Consider the following 610-nt stretch of genomic DNA (forward strand, 5'->3'; position numbering starts at 1 on the left):
GCAAGCTTATCCAATTTCGCTTTAGGATGGAAGCTGGCATTATCCATTACAATAAGATGTGGCTCTGACAAAGAGGGTAAGAGCTGGTTATCAAACCATTTGGTAAAAAAGCGCTCGTCATACTTTCTTTGTAAATCATAGGAGCAATAATCTTATGAGCAACCAGACCTGCAACGACAGATGTGCGTTCAAAACGACGGCCTCTTATCTTGTCATAGACCTTTTCACCTCTAGGAGAGCGCCCTTGCTTTCGATAGAGATAGGTATCAATCCCTGTTTCATCAATATACACAATAGGGAACTTATCAAAGCAGGACAGCACCTCAAGATACCGGTTTACTTTCTCTTTATCTTGTTCACTATAAGTTGTCGTCTTTTTTTAAAGTGATAGCGAGCTGTTTGAGGGCTGCCCAAACAGAGGAGATACGACAGTTGAAATGTTCTGCTAGTTCTCGTAAAAAAGCATCTGGGTGCTGTTGAACATAGGCTTCCAACTGTTCTAAGGGAATTTTGCGAGACTTAGCAACACGTTTTTTCCGCTCTAGATGCCCTTGTTCTGAAAGTTGTTTTTCCCAAACGTAAAGTGTGTTTGTGCTAATGCCAAAAAGCG

The 610-nt window shown here is 41.5% G+C and carries 2 protein-coding genes; both read right to left on the minus strand.

Annotated features, from left to right (window positions below; all coding sequences use genetic code 11):
- Positions 1-46: 46 nt before the first annotated feature.
- Positions 47-292: a hypothetical protein gene (locus tag E4T79_RS11485; protein ID WP_167752686.1), complete on the minus strand. Its 246-nt coding sequence runs from the start codon at positions 290-292 to the stop codon at positions 47-49.
- Positions 293-359: 67 nt separating this feature from the next.
- A partial coding sequence (locus E4T79_RS11490) for an IS630 transposase-related protein (RefSeq protein WP_280643172.1) occupies positions 360-610 on the minus strand: 251 nt, incomplete at its 5' end.

It is taken from the genome of Streptococcus sp. LYSM12, from assembly GCF_004569635.1.
GTDB lineage: Bacteria > Bacillota > Bacilli > Lactobacillales > Streptococcaceae > Streptococcus.